This window comes from Dyadobacter sp. CY261 (genome assembly GCF_021440085.1).
Taxonomy (GTDB): Bacteria; Bacteroidota; Bacteroidia; order Cytophagales; family Spirosomataceae; genus Dyadobacter.
On sequence record NZ_JAKCPW010000001.1, the window covers coordinates 1,672,311 to 1,692,740 of the forward strand.

Consider the following 20,430-nt stretch of genomic DNA (forward strand, 5'->3'; position numbering starts at 1 on the left):
TTGGATTGATCGACAATTTACGGGCACGTGCCCGTAAAGGTAGAAAAGAAATTGTTAATTCCACTTTTCAGGAAATTATATCTATAAAATTTTGTGAAAATTTTTAACGGCAATCAATTTGACACTTACAGGCCGGTTTACACCATATATATGTAGGTGGGCCCTAGTTCTGGTAGAACTCGTAGTTTTCCTTCGTCACAATGTCGATGGGCATGTAATTCTGCTTGATCACCGGCGCATTTACGACGAGCTTCTGGTAGAGCGCCATCATACCCCGATAGCCCTGGTCGTCGGGGCGGTGACAGATGAGAAAGTCGATGACATTGTTTTCCAGGTAATCGACATTCTCCTTCACGAAGTCATAACCGATCAGAGATACGTGCGTGCGATGGCTATTTTTGAGGAAGGAGGCCACGGTGTGAACGCGCGAGTTGGTCACGAATGCCGCGCCGATGTCCCGGTTCAAATGGAAGACATAAGTTAGGTGCCGCGCTACCGACTGATAATCCGTTTCGCGGATATCGATCCTGACGATCTCGTTCGGCTGCTTATTATCATTAAAATAGGCCCTGAAACCGTCCTCGATTTCGAGGTAATTATAATTATCGATCTCCTTTGAAATGTTAATGATCAACACCTTCTTTTCAGCTTCCAACCGGTAAGTGAGCAGCTTTGCACCCACGTATCCGCTCTTGCGCAGGTGCGGACCTATATATGAAAGACTGTGCAAGTCGGGAATATCGGAGTCGATGAAAACGTAAGGGATTTTACGGCGACCGCATTCGGCGGCGAACTTTTTCGTTTCCTCAATGAACGAAGGCGAGATTAATATCCCTTGAAAACCGCCTTCGAAAACGTGGCGGATCTGTCCGGCAAATGAATCCTTGTCATTCAGATCAAACAGAAAAATCTGAACCTGTACGCCGTACTGTCTCATTTCAGCCTCGGCGCGACGTATTCCGCTCAATGGTGCAGACCAAAAATCCGTTTCTTCGGACACCTCTGGGATCAATGCGGCAAGATTGATGATTTTCTTCGACGCCAGCCGACTCGCCAGGATGTTGGGCTGATAGTCCATCTCCTTGATGATCGCGTTGATCCGCGCCTTGGTTTTCTCCGATACACCTGTCCGGTTATGCAGCACACGGTCGACAGTGGCGGTGGAGACGTTGGCACGCCTGGCGATTTCCTTCACGCCGAACAATTCGTTCTCTTTTTCCATTCAGGGGTTCGTTTCGATCGTTCGCGGAAACCGGCATTTCCCGCGCTCGTCACGACGCCAGCGCTTGCACGGACGTCAGGTTAAGGTTTGGTTCGAAGAGTAAATATAGTCGCAAGACCGGGATACCTGCAAGGGGATTGTTTGCCCAGCCCGCTACCCTACCCTGCCAAAAGCTGCTTTGGAGATACATTTACCGTTTGCCCGAAATGAATTACAACCCGCGAACAATGCATAAAACCAGATGCCATCGCATTCTTCAAATGCCCAGTAACTTTTTCAGGCGGTCGTAAAAACCGGTATCGCGAAATGTAAATTGTTTGTGTAAAACATAATTACTTAAAAAGCTGGCACCCATCGCTGCTATCTGGGAAAAAAGCTTGTTTAAATTAACTTCTTTAACAGAAAAAGGGATCGTAAAAGTCAATATGCCAATCCATTGCTTTGAAATATCAAACAAAATAGCGGAGCCGTAAACGGTAATCAGGCACGAGAGGATAGAAACCAAAATAAACTTCACAATCTGGCGTCTGGATTGCGTGGTATTCCGTGCATTGAATGCAAATAACCTCGTCAGAAAATAGCCTACCAGAAAAGAAAACCAGTAGCCTAAAAACAAAGCTGACTTATAGGTAATTGTAAACCATTCTTGTAAAATAGTAGCAACGAGCAGATTGGAAAGCGCCCCGGTTGCCGCAACGATGAAATAAGCAATGAGATCGCGGCGGTTAAAAAGCTGGTCTGGCATAATGTCGGTTTTGCGAGGCCAATATAGGGTTTACAGGATTTCCTCTCAACTAAAATCATCCGTAACATGAAAAAAGGTCCATTGCTTCTCGCTTTTCTGTTGCTGACCAGTATGGCGCTCTATGCGCAGAAAACCGAGTCGGTGTTATGGAAGATCAGTGGAAATGGTATCAAAAAACCTTCCTACCTGTTTGGTACGATCCATGTCGCCTCGATTGCATTGCTGGACAGTTTTCCTCAGTTAATGCGGATTGCTCAAAACGCGGATTTTGCTATTTTTGAAAATGGCGGCTCACATATAGGCAACATACCCACTCCGGTTGAGTCGAACCAGCCTCCATTGGATTCGCTTTTCACGTCCCAAGAATACGCCAAAGTCGACAGCTTTTTTACTGCTTCTCCGCACGGAAGCATCCGTCCGCATAACGATGAGGCCGATCTGTTTTCGATGGTCCAGGTGGCGATGACAATAATCGAAAACAAAACGCAACATGATCGCTTCGACGACCTTCTGTTTGCGAAAATGCGCGACCTCAATAAACCGGTCTTCCAATTGGATGTCCCTGACGATGTAGAAAAAGTCATTACCTCATTGGGATATCAGCGTCTGGCCAAGTTCCTTGTCTATATAATCGATAAGAATGCCCCTTTGAAAAATGTGTTGCCGAAGAATGAAATTGATTTCGAATTGTATTCGAAAACGTTGCAAAATCCTTTAAAACTGGACGAAAAAGTGAATGAAAACGCAGAGAATGCGACAGTTAAAAGAAATGCAAAATGGCTACCTAAAATTGAACAAAAAGTAAAAGAAGGAAGCTGTTTCATAGCCGTCGGATTGGGGCATTTGCAATATCAAAGCGGCCTTATTCAATTACTGAGAAACAAAGGCTACGCCGTAAACCCTGTTAAACTCTGAATTTTGACGGAAATTTTTGCTAAAAGACCTGACTGGCCATACATGAGCAATCCCAAGCCGATACGGCGCTGCCTCAGCACGTTTAGCAACCGAAAATGATCGGTTGTATCACCTGCCCCATTGCCTCGGATGTTATTTGTTTGCATTTTAGGAGCCGAAAAACTACTCACTCCATTCACTCAATAGCATTCTATGTACATCAACCGTTACCTTTCCCCGGTTATCGTCTACTTTTATTCATGGCGGATGGTGCTCTTTTCTATCGCCACCGGTTCTATTGCAATTTTCCTGTATGATTATCTGGACTGGAAATGGGTCGCGATTCCGTGGCTGCCTGTGTCGCTGGTAGGTACGGCCACCGCGTTTTTTGTGGGTTTCAAAAATAACCAGTCGTACGACCGGAGCTGGGAAGCCAGGAAGGTTTGGGGGGCCATAGTGAATAACAGCCGGTCGTTCAGCACGGCGGTACGGTCTTTCACCACTTGCTCACCGGATGCTGACAGCGTTTCCGCGGCAACGGAAAACCGTATCATTATCTACCGGCATATCGCGTGGCTGTACGCACTGAAAAATGCCATGGCACAACGCACCAACTGGGAGCATAGGGACCGGGCCAGCGAGCGGCAGCGCAGGGCATTACATCGCGCCCAATCGCCTTGCGAGGTGGAAATTGCCAAGTATCTGCCGGCAACCGAGCTGGCTTCGATCAAGCATAAAAACAATCAGGCCACCCAAATCCTCGACCTGCAATCACAGCATATCCGTGACTTACGTCGCGCCGGCTCGCTCGACGCTCATCAGCATGTGGCATTGCAGAACCTGATTGCACAACTTTATGATGAACAGGGCAAAAGCGAGCGAATTAAAAACACGCCATTTCCTCGCCAGTATGCCACCACTTCCACCCTTTTCATATTCGTATTCATGACCCTGCTGCCGTTCGGTCTGCTGCCGCAGTTTGTAGATCTGGGAGAGAAATTCATGTTTCTGCTCATTCCTTTCAACATGATCGTCTCCTGGGTCTTTATGTTTATGGAATATGTGGGCGATATCAGCGAAAATCCGTTCGAGGGCTTGCTGAACGACATACCGATCAGCACCATTATCCGAAACATCGAAATTGACCTCAAAGAAATGCTCGACGAAACCGATCTGCCGGAAAAACTCAAAAATTACGCCGGGACAGTTTATTAGGAGGACATCAACCTCGTAAAGAGTCAGTCGAAAATATCGAGAAAAATCAGGCGATTGTGAAAATGTCACCATTTCGGCTTAACGGTTATTTGCAGAACCGCGCGAATTCTTGCGATATTGCCGTCTGTTAAATTCTCGACGTTAAAAAATATGAAAATACTGATAGCCGACGACCACTCGCTGGTACGGTTCGGGCTGAAATTAGCACTTCACAACTACTTCAATGACAGCCAAATCGATGAAAGCTGGGATGGTGATTCGGTCAAAGCGCAATTTGGAATTCACCAATATGACCTCCTGCTGCTGGACCTGAATATGCCTAATACGGATTCGACGGTGCTGCTGCAATGGATCCGGGAAGAGCACCCGCAAACGAAAATCCTGGTAGTTTCCATGAATGACGAAGGTATTTTTGGAAAGAGAACGCTGCAACAAGGCGCACATGGCTATCTGGAAAAGGACTCGTCCCCGGAAGAACTCATGAAGGCGGTAACGACCATCATGAACGGGAAGCGCTATGCCAGCTCCAATCTGGCCAATATCCTGATCAATGATACGCTAGCAGGGCGATCGGCCAATCCCTTCGATCAACTGACGCCAAGGGAATTCCAGGTAGCAACTTACTTGGTCAAAGATTACTCCGTGACGCAGATCAGCCAGATACTTCACTTGGAATATACCTCAATCAACACATTCAAGCGGAGGATTTTCAAGAAGCTGAATATTCCTAACAAGTCGGCACTAATCAGGCTGGCAGAGGCCTACAACCTCGGTTGAATGCAATTCGGTGATCAGGGAACTGCGGCACACCAGGCCGGTTATACTCACGGAAGTTCCCTCGCCCTTAATGCTGGCCAGGTCGAGCTTGTAGCCGAGGGTATGGGCAAGATCGCCCATTAGCTGGTAACCGAGCCGACTGGTGGCTTCGACCGGCGCATCGAGCATCGGATTGGCCAGCCTTCGCCGGATTTTTTGCAGATCGGACGAAAGCATTCCGCCCCCGTTATCCGATACCGTCAATAAAGCACCGCATTCGCTTTGGGTAAAAGTCAGCCTGATCGTACCACTGCGCGTGTGCTTGTTCGCATTGTCGATCAGGTTTCGCAGAATGGCTTTCAAGATATCACGGTGTGTATAAACGAAGACGTCATGGGGGTAATCGACGATCAATACATTGTTGTTCAGCCACAACATTTCGCCGAAAAACTGTTGCAACTCGGCCACCAGTTCGGCGAATGGAAATGAGTGCTGCGCCAACTGGAAATTTTCATGCTGGGAGCGGGCCCAAAGGTTAACCTCCTTCACAAACGCGTGGATATTGGCAGTCGCTTTTTTAATTTCCTCTGTGCCCGCCTTTACTTCGGAAAGCTGGTTATTGGCCGCAAACCTGGAAACGTGTTCTGAAAGCACATTCAGAAAATGAAGGGGCGATTGCAGATCGTGGGCGATCATCATTGTAATCTTCTGTCTGAGGCTATTGCTGTATTCGAGCTTCTTCGATAGATCTTCCACTTGCCTTTCAAGTGCCTTTTTGGCATGGTTAAGCTGAGAATAACGGTGGCTCATCCAAAGACAAAACGCCAGCATTACTGCTGTCAAAATGATGACAAAGATCCATTGGGAGAGCATAACTTCACTGTGTGGGGTTAGATTCGTATTTTTTGAGGAGTTGTGAAGGTGCTTTTCGTTGACGCAAATTAATCCATTTGTAGTAAAAATTGTACTAACACGTCACTTTTTTAACCTAGTTCTACAACTTTATTTCGTTTTTATATCGGCTTTGTCAAATACTTTTGATTTAACCAAAAAAAGAAACAGTCCCGCGGCAATGCTGCGAGACTGTTTTACATCCAATTGCAGGGCGTTTGCCCGGCCTTTCCACACTCCTATTCTACAAGCCTGATCCGTTTACATTCCTCAATCGAAACGGTGGCCGAACTCGCTTTCCAGTTACCTACCTGCTCCCCTCCTTTATACCGTTTCCCCGACACGGCATACGTTCCCACAGGCAGCGTCAGGCTCACCACCGATGCACTACCCGGTACATTGCATTCGGGTCTCGCGGCAGCCGTCTCCGAGATCGATCCCAAAACGTTCCCGTCTACGATCACATCGATGCGGTCGTATTTTTCGGGCGAATAGTTGGTGTAGAAAATCAGATTTCCCTGCGGAGTTGGCTCTTCATCGTCCTTGCATGAAAATACCAGGACCAGGATCATCAAAAAAGCTAAGTTGCTTAAACGGCTGTTGTTCAAAAAAGATTTCATGGCTAATAATTGATAATTAATTGTGAATGATTTGGTTACTGCGATCAGGCATCTCTCTAAATCGACATGACAAAATTATGTTTGACCAGACCCTGTCCGTCGCAATGTTGAGTGGCCGGCAGTTTTATTGAGCAAATCGACAGAAACCAAAAATGCCCTGCATAAGACAGGGCATTCCACTCTTAAAATCGTTTACAACTCATTGATTACTAATTAAATAATCAAAACCGTTAACTAAAATTCGACTGATTATCCGGTCAAAATCTGGCGAACATCTCCATGAACTCCTGCCGTCGCGAACGCGATATGCTGATCGCAACATCGTTGTCCATCACAACATACCCGCCTTCGCCCCGCACAAATTTCTTGATCCGGTTCAGGTTAATGAGGTAGGAGTTGTGTACCCGGTAAAAATCGGGGCCGCTTAATGCTTCATCAATGTCCTTCAATACCTTGGAAACCACCACTTTTTTACCGTTGGCAAGCATCACGCTCGTATAATTACTTTCCGCTTCACAATACAAAATGTCCTGTGTAGGCACGAAGATCATCCCGTCGCCCGTGGTAAGTGCGATGCGCGGCGGTGTATTCCTCACCTGCCTTACATGCTGGAAAAGCAGTTCGATCTGTTCGCGGGACGGAACGCTCCGTTTTTCATCTATCCGCCGGATGGTTTCCAAAAGATCGTCCGGATCGATCGGTTTCAAGAGATAATTCAGCGCACTGTACTTGAATGCCTTAATGGCGAATTTGTCGTAGGCTGTCGTAAAAACAACGTCGAAATGCAGCCTATCGAACTTTTCCAGCATATCGAAGCCGTTCATCCTTGGCATTTCGATATCCAGAAAAACCACGTCGGGACGGTGCTCCCTGATCGCCTCGATCCCCTTTTCCGCCGAGCTGCACATGGCTGCGATCGTAACCGACGGCGCATAGTTTTTCAACAGCCATTCGAGCATTTCGAGGCAATTGTTTTCGTCATCGATAATTACACATTTGATCATACCTGTTTCCATATCAAGTTTCTGATAAATTTTCCTCAGACCGGGAATGTCACAACGACCCGCGTGCCCGATGCCCGTCTGTTTTCATCTTCCAGGTCGAGTATCTCCACGCTCGCGCTGGTCCGTGCGTACTGATTGAGCACGGCGATCCGGTCCTCAGTCAATTTCATACCCAGTGATTTCTTGCCCGTAGCCGACTTACTCCGGAATTCCGCGGCTTTCCCGCGCCCTACCCCATTGTCTTCCACCACGCATTCAAGCCTGTTGTCGTCGAGCATCCTGATTTTCACCCAAAGGCTTCCGCTGGCCTCCTTATGCAGTAACCCGTGCCATATCGCATTTTCAACATAAGGCTGGATAATCAACGAAGGCACCTCGATCGAATCGGTATTGACCTCCTCGTCGACCATAATGCGGTAGTCGAACTTGTTATCGAACCGAATGCGCTCCATTTCAATGTACAACTTCAATGCTTCCAGTTCGTTCGATAATAATACGTTCTTGCTGTTTGAATTGTCGAGTATCAGCCGGATCAGCTTCGCAAAGCGCGTCAGGTAAAGTGAGGCTGTGGCATTATCGCTTTTGACGATATAGCGGTTGATCGAATTAAGACAATTAAAAATAAAATGCGGGTTCATCTGCGCACGCAAGGCACGCATTTCCAGCTCGGCCATATGCTCGCGCAAAGCAGTTTGCCGTCTGATAGCTCCCACACGCTGCCTGAAAAGCCAGTATCCCAGCGCCGTTGCGACCAGCACGACAGCACTTATAAACCACCAGGTCTTCCACCATGGTACCAGAATGACAAATGACAAAGGCGTTGCCGTTTCGGACCATTGCAGGCCATCCAGACTCGCCGCGACCGAGAAAGTATACTGCCCCGGCGGCAAGGAGGTGAACCTGACCCGACTATTGCGTGCATTGTCGACCCAATTGTCGTCGAGGCCGGTCAGGCGATAGCGGTACATGAGTTTCTCCGGATTGCGGAAATACGGAGTCAGGTATTGTATCTCCACCGAATTCTGCGTCCAATTCAATCTCAATGGTGCTGGTGTCTCCGTCAGCAAAGAATCATCCTGGTTCACCTTTACCGCGGCAATGATAACATTCAGCTTTTCTTCCCGGTATTTAAGCAACCCGGGATCGAAGTAATTGAGACCGTTGAGCCCTCCGACGTACATCCGCCCATTCGCCGATTCCAGAACGCTGTTGATATTGAAAGGCTTGTTTTGAATATTATCCCTGAAATCAAACCATTGTAATTTGGCTGCATTCCGGTTAAGCAAATACAGGCCGTCATCGCTTCCGATCCATATCCGGCCGGCCTTATCGCGATGTATCATCGATATCCGCTGGTTGGCCAGTTCAGGAAATATCTTCTTCTTTTTGAAACCACTCCCGCTCCGCACGACCTCGTACAACCCCACCGAACCGCACCAGGCCGTCGAATCGTTTTGCATAAGGATCGCCCCGACCAATTTTCCCGGTAAGAAATCACTGTCGGCCGCCGCATTCTGAAAGATAGAATCCGTGACGACCAGGCCTTGGTATGTTCCCATCCAATATCGGCCTTTTCCGTCGCGTGCCATTGTTTGTATCAACTTATCAGCGCCCGCCACAGCCAGCTCGCTGATTCGGTAAGATCCTCGCTCTACCTTATAGCACACCAGCTCGCCGACGATGAGATGATCTCCGGATGGCATTTTGACGATGGTTGCGATAACTTCACCGCGAAGTTTCGCACGTAATGCTTCTCCCATCGTGCCCTCGGGGTAAACCAGGTCGGAGAATGATCTGCGTACAGGATCAAGGATTTGCGGCAATGCACCGCTGCGCGCCACAATGAGGTTCCTTCCATCGAATACCAGCCCTTTTACTTCTGCGAAGTGATTGCTGCCCTGGTTACCAGGATTAACAGGGGTCACCTTTCCATTTCTTACGTCGAGTACGGCAATGCCCCGGCTCGTGCCCAACCATATGCGGCCCGCGCCGTCCTCGGTAATGGCCTTTACATTATTACCAAGCCCAGCATACGCCCCCGGAAAGCCATTAAGCCAGCCGATCGTATGCGCGAGCGGCCTGAAAAACAGGACACCTTCCTGGCAGAGTATCCACTTTGTGCCGTCGCGGTCAAGAAAATCGGAATAATTCTCATCGTTGGGCAGCGGCTTTCCCGATTGGTAAAGTACCGCGCGGCTGAATGCACCGGACCGGGCGTTGTAGAGATAACAACCTTTGGTGGTGTTCACGAGCTTACTTTCTGGCCCCAGAGGCGTGATACTGATCAGTTCCGTCAGCGGAATGCCGGTAGGATTCTCACGGCTGTGCGCGGCAATCTGCCTGACCGAGCCGGTGGCAAAATTCAGTTCGAAGGTCTCCATCCGGCTATTACTTGCCCACACGATGTCGTCCGTAACCGGTACTACCGAGCGGACCGAGGCAAAAGGAAGCTGCCGGACGCGCTGGCCGCGGGTGTCATAAGAAAATACCGTGGTAACATCCGCCAGATAAAGCTGATAGTCTTTTTTGCTAAAAATCCTTCGATAATAATGATGTCCTTCCAAACCCGGCAATGCCTGGTAGCGGAATGAATCCGTGCGCGGATCGTATTGATAAAGACCTCTGCCGGCATTGACCCAAATGTGGTGATCGGGTGTAATCTGCAATTTGCCCAGCTTGTTGAGAGGCGCAATATCCAGACCGCTGGTAGGTACATTCCGAAGCGAACGGTAGCCGGTACGATATTTCCATACACTGTTATCGGATGTGATCCAAACCGTGCCCGCGCTATCGGAAGCGATATCGATCAGGCTTTCTCCTTCGGCCTCGATCCGGCGCACGTTCTGGCCGTCAAATCGTTGAATATGCCTTGGCGAAAGAATCCACAAGAATCCGTCTCGGTCTCGGATAAGCTTGGCCGCATTGGCCATCTGAATGCCATTCTTGTCGTCGAGCAACTGCACGTTGAAATCCGGCAACTGCCCGAAACATCCGGATCGCGTTGCTATCAGGATTACCAGACCGACACACAGACATTTCACAGCATTCACGAGCACAAACACGATGATGGAATTAATTTGAAAGGACACAAGTTTTACAATTTAAAACACGATCGAGCAAACCGTTCAGTAAATTGCCGTTTTTCTTAGTGTGCGGCAGAATATGGCCAGCCGATTGTTAGTCAATGATTCGGTTGCCGCCCATTTGGTGATGCTACCAATACCGGGCAGTGTCGCCGCGTCGATCGGGCCGTGCACCGCGTTGGATTCGGGCGTCTCACCAAGATCAGTTTCAGGCGGGAAACCATTCGAATCGGTGATCCAGCCTTTGATACTCCAATCCTTCTTCTCTTTGCCTTGTATCCGTCTCATCAGTCTCCCAATCTTGGGAAATAGCACCATTAAGGGATCAATTTTTTATGAAAAACTGAAAAGGATTCTGATACCCGACGTCAAATGTGAATCAACGACAATCGTCCATCGCTCTCCAACCTTCATCCATCCCCTATATTTCAGCCTTTGTCATATTTTGCTTTCAGGCCAGCGCGCGTGAAGGCATTTTTGTAATACCAATTACCAATCCATGAAAATGATCAGATTTCTCCTCATTGTTACCATTCTCGCCAGCTCACTCCTATCACCGGCATTCGCACAATTTCCTGCCGCAGGAACCAGCCAGCCCAAAGCCTTGCCGGGAACAGCCGGCGACCAAAGCCCAAAGGGATCGGCCAAAATTTCCGGCTCCATTGTGGATTCAGCTTCAACCAAACCCATTGAGTTTGTAAGCATCGCGCTTTATAACAAAACCAGCAACCAGGCCGTAGATGGAACCGTAGCCGATGAAAAAGGGAAGTTCACCCTTGCAAAACTGATCGCCGGCGACTACAAAGTACTTATTTCGTTCATCGGCTATGGCAACAAAACCATTGACAACATTAAAGTAGCCAAAGGCCAGGAGGTTGACCTCGGCACGATCAGTCTTGCTTCCAACACCAAAACACTCAACGAGGTAACCGTAACCGGACAGGCCGCGTTGATTGAAGAAAAAGTAGACCGTCTCGTTTACAATGCCGAAAAGGACATCACGGCCAAAGGTGGCGACGCTACCGATATTCTCCGCAAAGTGCCCCTGCTGACAGTCGACCTCGATGGTAACGTATCGCTCCGCGGCAGCCAGAACATCCGGGTTTTGATCAACAATAAGCCCAGCACGATCATCGCCAATAGTGTGGCCGACGCATTAAAGCAAATTCCAGCCGATCAGATCAAGTCGGTGGAGGTGATCACCAGCCCATCGGCCAAATACGACGCGGAAGGCTCCGGCGGGATTATTAACATTATTACCAAAAAGAACTCCTTACAAGGCCTCAACCTTAACATCGACGCAGGTGTAGGTAACCGGGGTTCTATGCTCGCTCTTAATGGCGGTTATCGCAAGGGCAAGGCCGGCTTCACGATCGGCGGGTTCGGACGCGGGATGTACAATACTGTTACTAAAACTACCTTGGAACAAACCAGCACCGTCGAAAACCAGAGCACAACGACACGCCAGACCGGCGATGGTTCGAGCCATGGGCTTTTTGGAAATTACAACCTCGGCTTCGATTACGATATTGCCAAAAATCAAAGTCTCACCGCAGGTGTCAAATACGGTGTTCGCAATTTTTCCAACCAACAGGACCTGGTCACGCGACTCATGAAACCAGGGTCGCCCGACGCCCTTTCTGCACGGAATGTAGCTGCCGACAACCTTTCCGGAACAGTGGATGTCAACGTAGACTATTTGCATACATTCAAACCGCAACAGGAATGGAGCGTATCGACCTTGTACAGCCGTAATGACCTGACCAACGACTTCGACGCAGACATTTTTAGAGAGCGTGAACTGACTTCCCGTCAACGCAACCTCAATAAGAGCATTAACCAGGAATTTACGTTTCAATCAGACTACCAGACGCCGATCAAGAAAAACCAGATGCTCGAATTTGGCGGAAAAGGGATTTTCCGTGAGGTAACCAGCAAGTATAGCTTCCTGATAGCTGAGCCGACCGGTGATTACCGCCCGGAGACCGACCAGCCTGCCGGTGACCTTACCTACCATCAGAACATCGCAGCCGCATAGTCGTCTTATACTTACACCACCAAAAAACGTTACACCATCAAAGGTGGCTTGCGTTACGAGCATACTTTCATAGACGCCAGCACCAACGAGGGCGTTGTGGGTGTAGGGAATTACGGCGTACTGGTTCCGAGCGTTAATGCATCGAAGACATTCAAAGGTACTACCGTGAAACTCGGCTATAACCGACGCATCCAGCGGCCTGGTTTACAGCAGCTGAACCCGAACTTCAACTCGGCCAACCCGCAGAATATCACCATCGGTAACCCCGAACTCCGCCCTGAGCTCACCAACAACTACGAGCTGGGATTGAGCAAGAATATCAAGAAAACCTATGTGAATGCCACGTTTTTCGGACGGTTCACAAACAATGCGATTACCCAGGTTCGCCAGCCATCCGACACGCTTGAAGGTGCGATTGTAACTACTTACGAGAACATTGGTAAACAGCATGCCTACGGTGCCAATATTTTCGCCAATATCGCTGCTACTTCAAAGATCAACTTCGGACTTTTCGCCAACGTATTTTATACCAAGCTGACCGGACAGACCACCGGACAGAACGGACTTTCCCAGGAAATCGATAATACCGGCGTAAACGTAAGTGGTGGTATATTCTCGCAGGCCACGTTCGGAAATGGCTGGGGTGCGCAGGCATTTGGATTCATGCAAGGCCAGCAAATCCAGTTGCAGGGCAAGCAAGGCGGGTTCGGTTTCTATACAATTGGTGTCAAAAAAGAATTCTCCAACAAAAAGGCAAGCCTGGGGCTTGCAGCGGAAAACTTCCTGAGCAAAAGGTATAAAATGCATACCGAGCTGACATCCCTGCAATTCAACCAGGTAAATGATGTATATCTTTACAACCGAGGTTTCCGTCTTACATTTACTTACAAGATCGGTAAGATGACCATGGAGCAGCCGAAAAAGAAAGCGAAGTCCGTAAACAACGACGACGTGAAAAGTGAGGGCGGTCAGCAGCAAGGTGGCGGCGGCCCGGGCGGCGGGAACGCCCCCCGGTAAACGCAGCACATTTCGTGATAATTTACACAAGCCTGTTTAACTCAAATACAACTTCGGTATGAAAACAAACAAACTAATCTGGACAATGGCCGCGGTATTCGTATCTGCCGCCTCCTTCGCGCAGACTGTCGATGAAATCGTCGATAAGCATGTCGCTGCCTTGGGCGGGCTCGATAAGATCAAAGCCGTGAACACCCTTGTCATCGATCGCTCACTCGCTGTCCAGGGCATGGAAATACCCAATAAGACTACACTTGTGGTGGGCAAATCCGTGCGTAACGAGTCGACCGTAATGGGTAATACAATGGTTCAGGTTGTAGATAATGGCCAGGGCTGGATGATCCGCCCCACCATGATGGGCGGCACCGGAGAACCTGAAGACATGCCGGCCGACCAGTTGAAACAACAATTGAGCTCGCTCGACCCGTTTGGCGGCCTGGTGAGTTATAAAGAGAAAGAAAATAAAGTAGAATTGGTCGGTAAGGAAACCCTCGACAAAAAAGATGTATTCCACCTGAAACTGACCACCAAAGACGGACAAGTGATGGACGAGTACGTCGACGCCAGCACTTACCTTGTGAGTAAAGTAAAAGTTTCAATGAACGGCCAGGACGGCGAAATCGACCTTTCGGAATACAAGGAGGTAGACGGCGTCAAATTCCCAAACACGATGGAAATCAGCAATGCACAAATGGGCACCATGTCGTTCATTACTAATAAGATAACTGTCAACACGCCGGTTGACCCGGGGCTTTTTAAGAAGCCGGGGAAATAAGTGCAGGCAACTGTTCCCGTTGCCTACGACCATGGACGAAGGACCATAGACCATAGTTTTTTACAAAACATGGGCTATGGTCCTTTTATTTGCCACGGTTGCCATTTGCCATGCCATGGTCGACGATCCATGGTCATCACCCATAACGGCACCATACCGGATCCGCCCCTCAACTCAACATCGTCACCTTCTCTATCAATTTGATCAGGCTATTTACCTGCATCTTCTTCAATATCCGCATTTTGTGCGAGCCTACTGTCGTCTTATTAATGTTGAGTATAGCAGCTATCTCACCGGTAGATTTGCCGGCAATCAGATGCTCCAATACCTGTCTCTCCCGGTCGGAGATACTCATCAGGGGGTTGCTATACCGTGCCGAGCGGCTCACTTGGTTTTCCTGGATAATCTGCTGTTGCAACGCCGCGCTGGCATATTTGCCCATCACCATCATGGCCCTGATAGCCTCGTCGAACTGACCCGATGAGGCCAGCTTTGACAAAAAACCGTCCGCCCCTGCTTTCATGTAAGGGAAGCCATAAATGCGCTCTTCAAGGTCGGTAATCACCAGGATAGCGGTCTCGGGGTAACGCGACTTCATCCGTTCGACAACCCTTGCCCCAACTTTGCCTTTGATATCGATATCCAGGATGACCAGTTCGTACATGGTACGTGCTGCGAGCTCAAAAGCTGTATCGACAGATGCGGCGGTGGATACTACGGCTATGGGATTGATTTCGCCTATCTTCTGCTTCAATCCCAGAACCGTGAGCGGTTCATCCTCGATAATGAGTATATTCATATAAATGGCTGGTTGGCTGACACCACCCAGGTGGCCGCACCATTGGTGATGTCATCATGACGCTCATCCACATTACAAGTAGTTCGTTACCTGAATATGGAAATTTTAAGGCAAAAATTATAAGTATTAGTCTACAAATATATGTAGAATTTTATCTATTATTTTTTAATATAATATAATACATATTCGCCAGTGTCATACACATCTAATTCTCAAAACGATAGGAAATAATGTCAATTTGGCTACAAGCACTATTTGAGACGTTCGAATCAATAAAGTTTGTAACAACAATTAAAACTTTTTTTGACGAAGCGGTTAATTAACTGTAAACTTGTACAGGCCGATGAATAAATATTACATCAAATAATAGGAGTTTTACTCGATGTTTAATGCAATTACGGGATAGCTATTGGCCCTTAAAAAGTTGTTAACGGTCGGAAACTGAATATTAGATGTCCTTCGAAGATGAAAAAAATCTTACTGGTTGAAGACCATGCTATTGTGAGGCTGGCGACCCGGTTCCTGATTCTTGATTTACTCAATCCGGTGGTCGTTCACGAAGCAGGCTCATTCAGTGAGACACTCTCACAACTCAGCGACAATCCAGTTGACCTGATTATACTGGATATCAATATCCCCGACGGCGAGGGATTTAATATGATCCCCAAAATCAGGAAAATACAGCCCAAGGTGCTGATCATGATTTTTTCCAGCCTCGAAGAAGAAATTTACGCGCTGCACTACATCAAAGCAGGTGCAAACGGCTTCCTCTCGAAAAACGCTTTACAAGAAGAAATCAAAAGGGCAATATTGTCTATGCTGGAAATAGGTAACTACATCAGTGCGGCCGTTCAGCAACAACTGCTCCGTAACACGCTCGAAAATAAACCCAATGGCGAAAACCCTTTGGAACACCTATCCCAGCGTGAGTTGGAGGTGATGGATATGCTGATCGAAGGCTATTGGACCAAAGAGATCGCCATTAAACTAAGCCTCACTGAAAGCTCCGTAAGCACCTACAAAACCCGCATCTTTGACAAATTGAAGGTATCGACGCTGATCGAGATGTTCAAGAAAGTCCAGTTCTTTAAAAACCAGGACACTGGAATCTGAGGCAGAAACTACCTTCCAACTAATTTTTAAGTTAAAAAACTTTCCATAGTTACGAAGTTTTCGTAGACTTACGAAAACTTCGTAACTATGGAAAAACTAACAGCTCAGGAGGAAGATGCATTGCTGGCAATTTGGAAGACCGGCGAAGGGAATGTCAAGTCATTTATGGAAGAAATGACGCCTCCCGTTCCACCGTATACGACAGTGGCCTCGACCATCAAAAATCTGGAAAAAAAAGGTTACCTCAGCAGCCGCATGATCGGCAATGCCTATTTATATGCACCTGCCGTCACCGAGGAGACCTATAAGCAGAAATTCATGGGAAATGTGGTAAAGGACTATTTCGAAAACTCCTACAAGGAACTTGTGAGTTTTTTTGCGGAAAAGAATAAAATTTCGGCCGACGAGTTGAGGGAAATTATCGGCCTGATCGAAGAAAAAAACAAGCACTAAACCTTTACAGCTATGTCGGCATTTCCGGATTACCTGCTCAAATTATCGGTCAGTTTCACTTTGATCGCTCTTTTTTACCATTTGGTGCTGCGCAAGCTCACATTTTACAATTTGAACCGTCATTATCTGCGGTTCTATTCTTTGCTATGTTTTTTGATCCCCCTCATTAATATCAATACGGTGATAGCACCGTCGCCCACGTTTACGCCCACTCGTGCATTCGTGCAAAGTGTACCCACTATTACCCGCGTAACAGCCCCGGAAACGTCGTCGTTCTTGCAAGCCGCACCCAGCGAACCGGCATTTCCTGAGGTTACTGACTGGATTTTATGGATCTGGATCGCGGGTATGGCGCTGATGGTTCTCCGGTTGCTGTTACAAATCCGGTCTTATCTGAAAATCAAATCACAATCACATCTGATTTCGGACGACGGGGTGAAAATCTATCATTTCGACCTCAAAATAAGCCCGTTTTCTTTCTGGAATTCCATTTTTTACAACCCGCACCTGCACCAGCCGGATGAATTGCAGGACATGATCCTTCACGAATACATTCACGTACGGCAGTGGCATTCGGTGGATGTTATCTGGTCGGAAATCCTGTGCATTGTGAATTGGTTCAATCCGTTCGCCTGGCTGATCCGGAGTGCAATCCGGCAAAACCTGGAATATATCGCCGACCAGAAAGTACTTGAAAACCATTCGGATACAAAAGCGTATCAGTACTTATTACTGAAAGCAGCCGTGGGCCCCGAGTTTTCTATCGTAAACCAGTTTGGTTACCATTCTTTGAAACAGCGGATCATTATGATGAACAAAAATGCGAGCCCACGTATACTGATGGCCTGCTTCCTGTTCATTCTTCCGTTAATGGCGGTAATGTTGGCGGCCTTCCGGGTCGATCAGCCCGACAAGAAGAAGACTAAGTCGTTCTGGATCCACACCGGAGAGCAGAGTACCCGACAACCTAAGGACCGCATGCATCTGGCGGGTCTGCTGCTGGATAGCGAAACAAGAAAACCGCTGGCCGGTATTCCGCTGGAAATTTCACACGATCAAGAATACATTAAGACCATCAGAACAGATAAGGATGGCTACTATTTCATCGAAGTACCCATTTTAATCAAAGACAAGGAAACCCACAGTTATGGGTTCGGCTATGAAACCGATGAATATCTGGGCTTTGGCGGTGGTAAAAGTTACCAGGATAGCCATTGGTTTGGTGATGCTTTCAATGTCTATTTTCTGAGAAAGGCAGGCAGGCCGGCCCCAAGGTTCGAAGGATACGGGGTATCGGCCAAGCCATTCTATGATGTCTACCATCCATCGAACACCAGGGCGGAACTGAAAACATATCTGCTCACAAATTCGCCTCCGTTTAAAGAAGAAATGGCGCTCAGACAGGATTTTCTGAAAAATTACCATTGGCCCAAGGAAGTTATCACCCTATATAAAGGCGGTTATTTCGACCGCAAAAAACAATTGATAGGCTACGAAGGCAAAACAAGTCTTTACCTGAACGGCAAAGAGGCGAAGTATAAGGAGATCAACTACGCATTCCGAGATTATCCTTACATGCTAAGCCAGGCGCAGGAAAGACGCAGTTCGTACGGCGGCGTTTGCAACGAAATTGCCTACCTCACCTTTCCGCTCCATCGTGACGCACCGCCCGCGGCTTTGTTAAAGGGAAATGTAGAGATCAAAGATGTCCCGTCTTTTAATCTATCCAGATTGAAAAACGAGCCCTATCTACTCGACGGCTTCCGGCAGGTTTACGGCGCGAGCAGCAACCTGATGCCGCTCAAAGAAGAAGTTAAAAGGGTAATGCTCCTTAAGGGTCGGCTCGCCCGCTATTACGATCCGGCCCTCGACCAGATCTGGTGGATCGAAACCCGGCCGGTGACCGAAGTATTTGAACGACCGGATTTCGCATCCAAATAAAGATTGATTAACACAATGCCGATTCGTTGAATCGCTCCATCACTTGCCTTGTATGACCTAGCGTAAGACTTGGCTTGATGAGCTCTTTGAAAAAAGGTAACACCGGCGCTCCCGCAGCTATGCGTTTAGGCCAGTCCGGCGAGGCGATGGCAGCGCGGCCGATCGAGACCAGGTCGGCCGCGCCGCTGTTCAGTAATGTTTCCGCCAACTCCACATCGTGCATCCCGCCATTTGCTATAATGGGCGATTTCAATATGCTTTTGGCAATGCTGTTGGACGACTGGCCGTTGGGATACAGGCATTCACGCGACCACCGACCACCTTCGGCCGCGATGTGCAGATAATCCGGATCGATTTCGGCCAGCACTGCAAAAATGCGCTGCGCCGTTTCGGCTCCGCTGGGCCATCGGTAGGCGAGATCATTGACTTTACTTTCTGAAACCCGGATGCCAATGATAAACCCGGCGGGCAATGCACCTTTAACGGCATGATACACTTCCATTAAAAACCGCAACCTATTCCGTTCGTCACCGCCATACTCGTCCGTGCGGAGATTGGTATGCGGCGTAATGAACTGATCGAACAGGTAACCATTGGCTGCGTGTATTTCCACACCATCAAAACCCGCTTGATGCGCCCTTAATGCGGCATTGACATAACCGTCCTTGACAACTCCAAAATCTCCCCGACCCATGACGCGGGGCATCGGGAACGGGCTTGGCGTGCGGGTCGGGTCTGTCGCACGCAAGCCGACGGGCTGCACCGCCGAAGGCCCTATCGTATGCTCACCGCATTCAGACAATGCCCCGCCGTGCATTAACTGATTAATAATGAGTGTATCGTGTGAATGCACCGCATCCACTACCCTTTTCCAAGCCTGCATTTGTTTTGTGTTGACGATGCCCGGCTGGTTGTGATTGGCTTTGCTGTAAAAATCATCGGTGAATGTTCCTTCGGTAATAATCATCCCGAAGCCCCCGGCGGCGAATGCCTCATAATAATTCACCATCTCCTGTGTAGGTACGCCTGTTGGTGTGGCACTGACGCGTGTCATAGGCGCTACCACGAGGCGGTTTCCCAGTTTTCGGCCCCGGATATTTACCGCGTCGAATATCGTTTTCCTGATCGTTTCCATACTTTGTTTTTTGATGACAAAAGTACCTGCCCGACCGGCCCCGCGGCATATAACTATTTTAATAAAACACCTTATACTTATTTAATATCCCGAGACGATTGCTTGCGGATCTGGCTGAGAAACACGGGTGTAATGCCCAGATAAGACGCGATGTGCCGTTGCGGCATGCGCTGTTCGAGCGTGGGATATTTGGCAATCAAAGCTTGGTAACGCTCGGCGCCGGTCATTGAAATAGCATTCAAAATGCGCTGGTCCTGCGCAATACCGCCTTTTTGTTCAAGTATGCGCCAGAAACGCTCGAATGCGGGAACATCCTGGTAGAGTTGTTCGAGATCGTTTTTTTCGACTTGTAATAAAACAGAAGCTTCGAGTGCCACGATGTTCCGCGTGGCCGGGATTTGCAAATGGAAACTGGTGGAGTCGCTGATCCACCAGTCTTCCATTGCGAAATGCAGGGTATGGTCGTTCCCCCTCTCATCTACATAAAATGAACGAAGAAAACCTTTGCAAACATAGCTTTCGTACTGGCAAACATCGCCCTGCTGGACGAGGTATTGCCGTGGAAGTAGCTTGCGGATTTTCAAAATGGAAATAAAACGCGTCTGTTCAGCGTCGGTAAGCTCGATGCGGCGCAGAACGTGGTCCAGTATCATCCTGTTCAATGCGGGGTCTTTTTCCAATGGTTTGGGCGGCCTGGTGTCAGTCGCAAATATTGGAAACTAATCTGTG

17 protein-coding genes and 1 pseudogene are annotated in these 20,430 nt (G+C 48.3%); 8 read left to right on the plus strand and 10 right to left on the minus strand.

Annotated features, from left to right (window positions below; all coding sequences use genetic code 11):
- Window positions 1–163: 163 nt before the first annotated feature.
- Window positions 164–1,222 (minus strand): LacI family DNA-binding transcriptional regulator, encoded by a 1,059-nt coding sequence (locus LZD49_RS06715; RefSeq protein ID WP_234666546.1) that lies wholly within the window; start codon window positions 1,220–1,222, stop codon window positions 164–166.
- Window positions 1,223–1,478: 256 nt separating this feature from the next.
- A complete protein-coding gene (locus tag LZD49_RS06720) occupies window positions 1,479–1,967 on the minus strand; it encodes a GtrA family protein (RefSeq protein ID WP_234666547.1) in 489 nt (162 codons plus the stop codon).
- Between the two features lie 66 nt (window positions 1,968–2,033).
- Here LZD49_RS06720 and LZD49_RS06725 point away from each other — a divergent pair, with 66 nt between their 5' ends.
- From LZD49_RS06725 to LZD49_RS06735, 3 genes are all read left to right on the plus strand, one after another.
- Window positions 2,034–2,882, plus strand: a complete 849-nt coding sequence (locus tag LZD49_RS06725) for a TraB/GumN family protein (RefSeq protein WP_234666548.1) — start codon at window positions 2,034–2,036, stop codon at window positions 2,880–2,882.
- A gap of 192 nt (window positions 2,883–3,074) precedes the next feature.
- Window positions 3,075–4,076 carry a bestrophin family protein gene (locus tag LZD49_RS06730; RefSeq protein WP_234666549.1) on the plus strand — a complete coding sequence of 334 codons (1,002 nt, stop codon included), beginning with the start codon at window positions 3,075–3,077 and terminating at the stop codon, window positions 4,074–4,076.
- A gap of 150 nt (window positions 4,077–4,226) precedes the next feature.
- Complete coding sequence (locus LZD49_RS06735) at window positions 4,227–4,853, plus strand: response regulator transcription factor (RefSeq protein ID WP_234666550.1); 627 nt, start codon at window positions 4,227–4,229, stop codon at window positions 4,851–4,853.
- Here the strand turns inward: LZD49_RS06735 and LZD49_RS06740 are convergent.
- The 5 genes from LZD49_RS06740 to LZD49_RS06760 all read right to left on the minus strand — a co-directional run bounded on the left by LZD49_RS06740 (window position 4,818) and on the right by LZD49_RS06760 (window position 10,718).
- Entirely contained in the window at window positions 4,818–5,705 is an 888-nt protein-coding gene (locus LZD49_RS06740; RefSeq protein ID WP_234666551.1) for a HAMP domain-containing sensor histidine kinase, read from the minus strand. The genes LZD49_RS06735 and LZD49_RS06740 overlap by 36 nt on opposite strands.
- 257 nt (window positions 5,706–5,962) lie before the next feature.
- Window positions 5,963–6,343 carry a hypothetical protein gene (locus LZD49_RS06745; RefSeq protein WP_234666552.1) on the minus strand — a complete coding sequence of 127 codons (381 nt, stop codon included), beginning with the start codon at window positions 6,341–6,343 and terminating at the stop codon, window positions 5,963–5,965.
- Between the two features lie 257 nt (window positions 6,344–6,600).
- A complete protein-coding gene (locus tag LZD49_RS06750; protein WP_234666553.1) occupies window positions 6,601–7,359 on the minus strand; it encodes a LytTR family DNA-binding domain-containing protein in 759 nt (252 codons plus the stop codon).
- 23 nt (window positions 7,360–7,382) lie between these two features.
- Complete coding sequence (locus LZD49_RS06755) at window positions 7,383–10,436, minus strand: sensor histidine kinase (protein WP_234666554.1); 3,054 nt, start codon at window positions 10,434–10,436, stop codon at window positions 7,383–7,385.
- Window positions 10,437–10,472: 36 nt separating this feature from the next.
- A complete protein-coding gene (locus tag LZD49_RS06760; protein WP_234666555.1) occupies window positions 10,473–10,718 on the minus strand; it encodes a hypothetical protein in 246 nt (81 codons plus the stop codon).
- A 211-nt stretch (window positions 10,719–10,929) separates the two neighbouring features.
- Here LZD49_RS06760 and LZD49_RS06765 point away from each other — a divergent pair.
- Window positions 10,930–13,485: pseudogene (locus tag LZD49_RS06765) on the plus strand (TonB-dependent receptor domain-containing protein).
- 58 nt (window positions 13,486–13,543) lie between these two features.
- Window positions 13,544–14,260 (plus strand): outer membrane lipoprotein-sorting protein, encoded by a 717-nt coding sequence (locus LZD49_RS06770; protein ID WP_234666556.1) that lies wholly within the window; start codon window positions 13,544–13,546, stop codon window positions 14,258–14,260.
- Window positions 14,261–14,429: 169 nt separating this feature from the next.
- Here the strand turns inward: LZD49_RS06770 and LZD49_RS06775 are convergent, their stop codons facing one another.
- Complete coding sequence (locus LZD49_RS06775; RefSeq protein WP_234666557.1) at window positions 14,430–15,059, minus strand: response regulator transcription factor; 630 nt, start codon at window positions 15,057–15,059, stop codon at window positions 14,430–14,432.
- Between the two features lie 465 nt (window positions 15,060–15,524).
- Between LZD49_RS06775 and LZD49_RS06780 the strand changes: the two genes are divergently transcribed.
- The 3 genes from LZD49_RS06780 (at window position 15,525) to LZD49_RS06790 (ending at window position 18,566) form a co-directional block, all read left to right on the plus strand.
- Window positions 15,525–16,172 carry a response regulator transcription factor gene (locus tag LZD49_RS06780; protein ID WP_234666558.1) on the plus strand — a complete coding sequence of 216 codons (648 nt, stop codon included), beginning with the start codon at window positions 15,525–15,527 and terminating at the stop codon, window positions 16,170–16,172.
- Window positions 16,173–16,259: 87 nt separating this feature from the next.
- Window positions 16,260–16,625 (plus strand): BlaI/MecI/CopY family transcriptional regulator, encoded by a 366-nt coding sequence (locus LZD49_RS06785; RefSeq protein ID WP_234666559.1) that lies wholly within the window; start codon window positions 16,260–16,262, stop codon window positions 16,623–16,625.
- A gap of 12 nt (window positions 16,626–16,637) precedes the next feature.
- A complete protein-coding gene (locus LZD49_RS06790) occupies window positions 16,638–18,566 on the plus strand; it encodes a M56 family metallopeptidase (RefSeq protein WP_234666560.1) in 1,929 nt (642 codons plus the stop codon).
- A 7-nt stretch (window positions 18,567–18,573) separates the two neighbouring features.
- Here LZD49_RS06790 and LZD49_RS06795 read toward each other — a convergent pair whose 3' ends face one another.
- Together LZD49_RS06795 and LZD49_RS06800 are read right to left on the minus strand one after the other, a co-directional pair.
- Window positions 18,574–19,701: an NADH:flavin oxidoreductase gene (locus LZD49_RS06795; protein WP_234666561.1), complete on the minus strand. Its 1,128-nt coding sequence runs from the start codon at window positions 19,699–19,701 to the stop codon at window positions 18,574–18,576.
- 77 nt (window positions 19,702–19,778) lie between these two features.
- Window positions 19,779–20,381 (minus strand): Crp/Fnr family transcriptional regulator, encoded by a 603-nt coding sequence (locus tag LZD49_RS06800; protein WP_234666562.1) that lies wholly within the window; start codon window positions 20,379–20,381, stop codon window positions 19,779–19,781.
- Window positions 20,382–20,430: the final 49 nt, after the last annotated feature.